Annotated in this window: 6 protein-coding genes and 2 pseudogenes; all 8 read left to right on the top strand. The window is 57.9% G+C overall.

The window, feature by feature from the left end; translation table 11 throughout:
* Positions 1–152 precede the first annotated feature (152 nt).
* On the top strand, positions 153–362 hold the full coding sequence (locus tag ABTU92_RS24395; protein WP_408094211.1) for a transposase: 210 nt from the start codon (positions 153–155) through the stop codon (positions 360–362).
* A 192-nt stretch (positions 363–554) separates the two neighbouring features.
* Positions 555–737 (top strand): IS3 family transposase, encoded by a 183-nt coding sequence (locus tag ABTU92_RS24400; RefSeq protein WP_408094216.1) that lies wholly within the window; start codon positions 555–557, stop codon positions 735–737.
* Positions 731–808 (top strand): annotated as a pseudogene (locus ABTU92_RS24405) (hypothetical protein); the annotation flags it as partial. The gene ABTU92_RS24400 and the pseudogene ABTU92_RS24405, both read left to right, overlap by 7 nt.
* A 244-nt stretch (positions 809–1,052) precedes the next feature.
* Positions 1,053–1,487, top strand: coding sequence for a transposase (locus tag ABTU92_RS24410; protein WP_408094212.1), 435 nt, complete (start codon positions 1,053–1,055; stop codon positions 1,485–1,487).
* The gene (locus ABTU92_RS24415) at positions 1,487–2,953 is read left to right on the top strand and encodes an asparagine synthase-related protein (protein WP_408094213.1); all 1,467 of its coding nucleotides are present in this window, start codon (positions 1,487–1,489) and stop codon (positions 2,951–2,953) included. The genes ABTU92_RS24410 and ABTU92_RS24415 overlap by 1 nt, the downstream gene beginning before the upstream one ends.
* A 22-nt stretch (positions 2,954–2,975) precedes the next feature.
* Entirely contained in the window at positions 2,976–4,406 is a 1,431-nt protein-coding gene (locus tag ABTU92_RS24420; RefSeq protein WP_408094214.1) for a lipopolysaccharide biosynthesis protein, read from the top strand.
* Positions 4,407–4,415: 9 nt separating this feature from the next.
* Positions 4,416–4,991: a serine O-acetyltransferase gene (locus tag ABTU92_RS24425; RefSeq protein WP_408094215.1), complete on the top strand. Its 576-nt coding sequence runs from the start codon at positions 4,416–4,418 to the stop codon at positions 4,989–4,991.
* 7 nt (positions 4,992–4,998) lie between these two features.
* Positions 4,999–5,442 (top strand): annotated as a pseudogene (locus tag ABTU92_RS24430) (hypothetical protein); the annotation flags it as partial.

The raw sequence follows: 5,442 nt of genomic DNA on the forward strand, positions 1-5,442 counted from the left end.
GCGCCGACGCGAGGCAAGGCAGTGCCGGCCGAGTTCCTGGGCGAAGCGCGGCCGAAGGTGTGGCTCTCCGACCGCCTCGCCGCGCAGTGCCGTCACGCAGATACGCATCAGTATTGCCTCGCTCATTGAAGTGGACCCCGGAACAGGCGACGGTGGCCGACCTGGCCCAGCGCTACGAAGTTCACCCCAACCAGATTTACGCCTGGAAGAAGCAGCTTCTCGACAACGCGGCACGGGCGTTCGACCCGAGCGTGGGTGTGGACGCCGAGAAGGTCGCGCAGAAGACGGTCGACGACCTCTACGCGAAGATCGGCCAGTTGACGGTGGAGCGGGATTTTTTAGTCAGGAGGTCCGGCAGATGAGCGCGGCGGACCGGCGAGAGATGCTCGATTTGCGGCGACGCGACGCTGTCGATCCGGGGCAATGCGCCCTGCTCGGGGTGGCGCGGTCGAGCGTCTATCGGCCCGAGCGGCCGGCCAACGACAACGATCTCGCCCTGACGCGGCGGATCGACGAGCTGTTCAAGGCGTGGCCGTTCTACGGGCTCGCGCCGGCTGACGGCGACGCTTCGGGCCGAGGGATGGCCGATCAACCGCAAGCGCGTGCAGCGCCTGATGCGGCTGATGGGGATCGCCGCGCTGGGGCCGAAGCCGAATACCTCGAAGCCGGCACCGAGCCACAAGGTGTTCCCGTATCTGCTGCATGACCTGTCGATCGAGCGAGCCGGGCCGTGCTGACGTGGCGGCTGTCGAATACGCTGGATCCCTCGTTCTGCCTGGCCGCGCTCGAAGAGGCGATGTCGCGGTTCGGCAAGCCGGATATTTTCAACACGGACCAAGGGTGTCAGCTCACCTCGGGGGCCTTCAGCCACAAAAGCCGCAGACAGATCGACCGGCAGCATGATATCAGAGGATCGGAGCGGACGAGCTTCCAACTAAGAACGCCACGCCAGTGGTCCTCGGCTCGGGGTCCATTTCAACCTGGCCCGCGAGCGCGACAGACTGCTCGCCCTCGAACCCACCCAGATCGACGCCAATCATCTCAGAGCCAGCATGGTGGTCGACGGCCGCGACAAGCTGCTCGTGTTCCTCACGCGCCGCGACATCGAGCCGACCAACAACGTCAGCGAAAGAGCGCTGCGACCCTCGGTGATCTTCCGGAAGGTGACCAACGGGTTCCGCTCCGCCTGGGGCGCCAAAGTCTACGCCGACATCTGCTCCGTCGTCGCAACCGGCCGCATCCACGGCCAAAGCCCGCTCGCAAGCCTCCGCGCAGCCCTCGCCACCGCTCGCCACCGCGTCAGTCGCCGCTCCCGCCTGATAAAACCCCCGAAGGGGGTGAGCAGTTACCCTCACTGGCGCAATCCTCGCCGCCACCGTCGCCTGGTGGTTCGATTGAGTCCCGACCCTAGCCAAACATTCGAGATGCCCTCTATCTTCCGGATAGATAAGGGCGCCTTTGAATTAAATGCTGGAGTACATTTTTAATGGTTCAACTCTATAAGCCGGGCGATAGTGTTGTTTGTCCGTGGAATACGTCCAACGTGTATTGTGTGAGCCACAACGGTACGATAATCGCGAGTGACGATTTGGCGAAGTTGCTCGCTGCGCTCGCAGAGCGCGGAGTCCATCCCGCCCTGAGTCCACTTGCTTTGTCTCATTTGCTGCATCATTCAGTTATTCCGTACCCTCTCGCGCTCTACGAGGGTATGACGGCGCTCGGGCAGGGTGATGAGGCTGAGATCGACACCGACGGGAGCCTCCGCGTCGTCGTTCGTAGGCCAATTCCGCTTCGCCTGCCGCCGGCACCCGATGTGATTGAGAGCGCCAACCCGAAGCGTCTACGCGATTTATTGGTTGCCGCCGTCGTAGGGCGCTTCGTCGATGGCCGGGGCCTGTTGATGCTTTCATCCGGAAAGGACTCGACCGCCCTCGCCCTGGCGCTAGACGCGGCTGGTTACAACCGCAGGGTAGAATGCGTCACTTATCAAGAAGGAGCGCACGGAGAGGGAGAGTTTGCGGCTGCGACCGCTGCCCGTTTCGGCCTACGCCATCGGATCGTATATGAATGCAAGGATCGTGCCGAAGTTCGCACTTCTATGCAAGCGTTTTTCGAAGCGTCTCCCTCACCGTCAATGGATCCGATAACGCCCGGCTACGTACATTCGATTCGAACGGTGGGGCTCCCCCCCGGAGCCGCGCTCATTGATGGTACTGGTAACGATGCCTACATGGGTATTATTCCACCAAAACGGAAATGGTTAGCCGATCTCCTATCGTTCGGTCGGTTCGACGGACTGGCGCCGTTGAACCGGGTATTTTCTTACCACCACCGGCTCGCGAAACTCTTCCGCTCGCGCGCCGACCAAGTCGTGCTCGATCGTTTCGCGCTACGCTTTGAGGAGACGAGTGGCTTTTTCCAGGGTTCACTCAGGACACTGCCTTACTGGAACAGCCTTGGTCGAACCGCTTCTTTGGCAAAAAGCTATTACGAGTTCTTCCACCATTTCCGCTCCGTTTATTATGATAACGCGCATACGATTAGGGCGCGAGAAACAATTGCTGCCGCTTTCAATCTACATTTGATGTTACCATATCAAGACAATAGTCTTATTAATTATTGTCTTTCATTGCCGGAGTCTGAACGTTTTGATGTATCGACGGGCCGTAACAAATTGCCACTTCGCCGCATGCTGTACGACGAACTCGGTTACAACGCCGAGAGAGTTGGTAAGAGGATCTTTAACTTCTCCCGCCGCAATTTCCTCGCTCAAAATTGGGCCCATGTTGAGGAAGAAATTTATGAATGCACACTATGGGATCGCTGCGCCATAGCGCGCTTTCTCGATCGCATGCTGCCGCTAGTGAATAGCGACGATAAATGCAATTATGGAATAATGCAGCTTTACCTTGTGTCCGGCTGGCATAACCACACTCGCTGGCTGAAGCGCTGAACGGCAACGGTGAGGCCTGCCGATGAAGCGCGGCGCGTTGATGTCGATCTCGATGCTGATCAAGGCGATGCTGAATCTCGCGGCTTTGGTTGTGTTTACCCGAATTCTTACGCCGCAGGAGTACGGAACTTACTCACTAGTGATAACGCTGGTGCTCCTTGCTGACGCGATGCTCTTCACGTGGCTCCGCTTTGGTTACACGCGCTATTTCTCCACTGAATATGGACCACGCTATGTTAAAAACGTTATTATATTAAGCATTATTTCTGCTTTTCTATGCCTTGCGATTGTTTGTGCGCTTCGTTTTGGAGAGGAACTCCTGCCACGTGCGTGGGCCATTGGCTCACTCTGGTTTGTTGTCGGCGCAGTAATGGTGGGTGAGGGCATTTTCAATCTTCAGCTCGTCGACGCGAACAACCGTCGGCGCGAGGCGGATTTCCTCAGCCTTTCCCTTGTCAAATCCTTCGGAAGCCTTTTTGCTGGTTGGACGCTGGTCGCTTTCGGCCTTGGGGTGGAGGGTGTGCTACTTGGTCAGTTGGTGGGCTACGGACTATCAATTCTGCTGCTTCTGCGACGCCTTTGCCACTTTTCTGTTGGCTCACTCCTGACACCGGATTTCGCGCTAATGAAGGCGCTCCTCGTCATTGGCCTGCCGATGGCCGCGATGCAGGTGCTCGAAATGATAATAAACTTGGGCACACGCACCTCGCTGATCACTATTCTTGGCTCCGAGGCGCTCAGTGTTTATACTATTGCAAATGATATAGTTCAAAAACTTATCGTATTCTTGATGCTAACGCTGAATACCGCTTCGCTGCCGATGGTGGTAAAAGCGCTTGAAAGTGAAGGCGATGAGGCGGCGCGACGGAGTCTTTCCCGCAACGCTGCCATACTTTTCGGTCTTACTATTCCCGCCAGCGTGGGAATGGTCTTGCTCGCGCCGCAGTTGACGCAGGTATTGGTCGGCGAGGCTTTTCGAGCGCCAGTGCTTTCAATCCTGCCGTGGTTTGTTTTGATTGCGCTGCCAAAAGGCGCAGTTTCATTTTACCTTGCGCATTCTTTCTATTTAGCAAAAACCTCACACCGAATGATTAAGCCGATGCTGGCGATCACTGTGGTTGGGTTGGTGATATTCCATATAGGGGTAACGCTCTTCGGAATGATTGGCGCCATTGGAACAATGATTTCGATTTGGTCTGTCTACGGTCTTGTGGTAGGTTTGCGTGGGCGAAGGGAGTTTGTGTTGCCGCTGCCATTCTTAGAGTTTGCTCGTGCCCTGGCAGGTACGGCAGTAATGGTGGCGGCTGTCTGGCCATTTCGTGCTTGGCCTGGTTTCGTCGGCCTCTTCGGCGGAGCAACGGTCGGCGTCGCAGTTTATGCCCTTGTTGCGATCGCCCTTGATCTGGCCGGAACTCGCGCGCTGGTGTTGCGTGCGCTTGGACACCAAAAGTAGAGGAATTGAATGAACGAATTGTTCAGAGAGGTCCGGGGCGATCTTGCCCGCTATGGTGGCGGGCGAAGCGGAGCGCAAATCTTCCTGTCGAGTCTGCTGCTCAGCCTAGGCTTTCAGGTATGCCTCTCCTACCGCATTTACTCCCGCGTTCAGCGCTGGGCGGTAATTGGGCCGTGGTTTCAACGGATTATTGCTCTCGCGACCACTGTGTGGAGTGGCGCACAGATCAGCGCCACCGCGAAAATAGGCCCTGGTCTATATCTGCCTCATCCGATTGGGATCGTAATTGCCAATAATACGATCATCGGCGTTGATGTCGACATCTATCAAGGCGTGACTATTGGCCGGATACGCGGCAACGATCCCCGTGCGGCGATCATCGGAGATGGTGTTAGCATTTATGCCGGCGCGAAAATATTAGGTCCGGTAAGTATCGGTGATCGTGCTGAGATAGGGGCAAACGCGGTTGTTCTTAGAAATGTACCGGCTGACGCTGCCGCTGTCGGTGTGCCAGCTAGAGTTTACCTAAAGAAAAACCGATCCGGTCCGAGCTTGGTCGAACGAATATCTGGTGCGGTAGAGTAGGGGCCTGTTGATTAATTATCGTTTCCCCGCCGTCAACGACGGCAGCTCAGCATCCATGGCGCCGGAGACACTCGATTCGCTCGACCGGGATGGCTTGAAGCAACTGGTGCTGCAGTTGCTGGCGCAGAACGCCGAACTGCTTGCGCAGAACAAGAATTTGCTCGCGCGGATTGCCGAGCTCGAGGCGCGTGCCGGGCGGCCGCCCAAGACGCCGACGAACTCCTCGCTGCCGCCATCGACGGGCCGAAAGGCCAATGCTCCCGACGCGTCGCGAGGGAGCAAGGGCCGCAAAGGCCGGCCGGGCGTGGCACGCGCGCTGTGCCCCACCCCGGACGCGACGCGTGAGATCTACGCCCCTGCCTGCGTCTGCGGTGCTGCGCTCTCGCCGGCCGACCAGCCGCGCGTCTTCGCCTACGACCACGTCGACCTGCCGCCGGTCAGGCCGGTCACG

Source organism: Rhodoplanes sp. SY1, assembly GCF_046000175.1.
In the GTDB taxonomy this organism is placed as follows: domain Bacteria; phylum Pseudomonadota; class Alphaproteobacteria; order Rhizobiales; family Xanthobacteraceae; genus Rhodoplanes.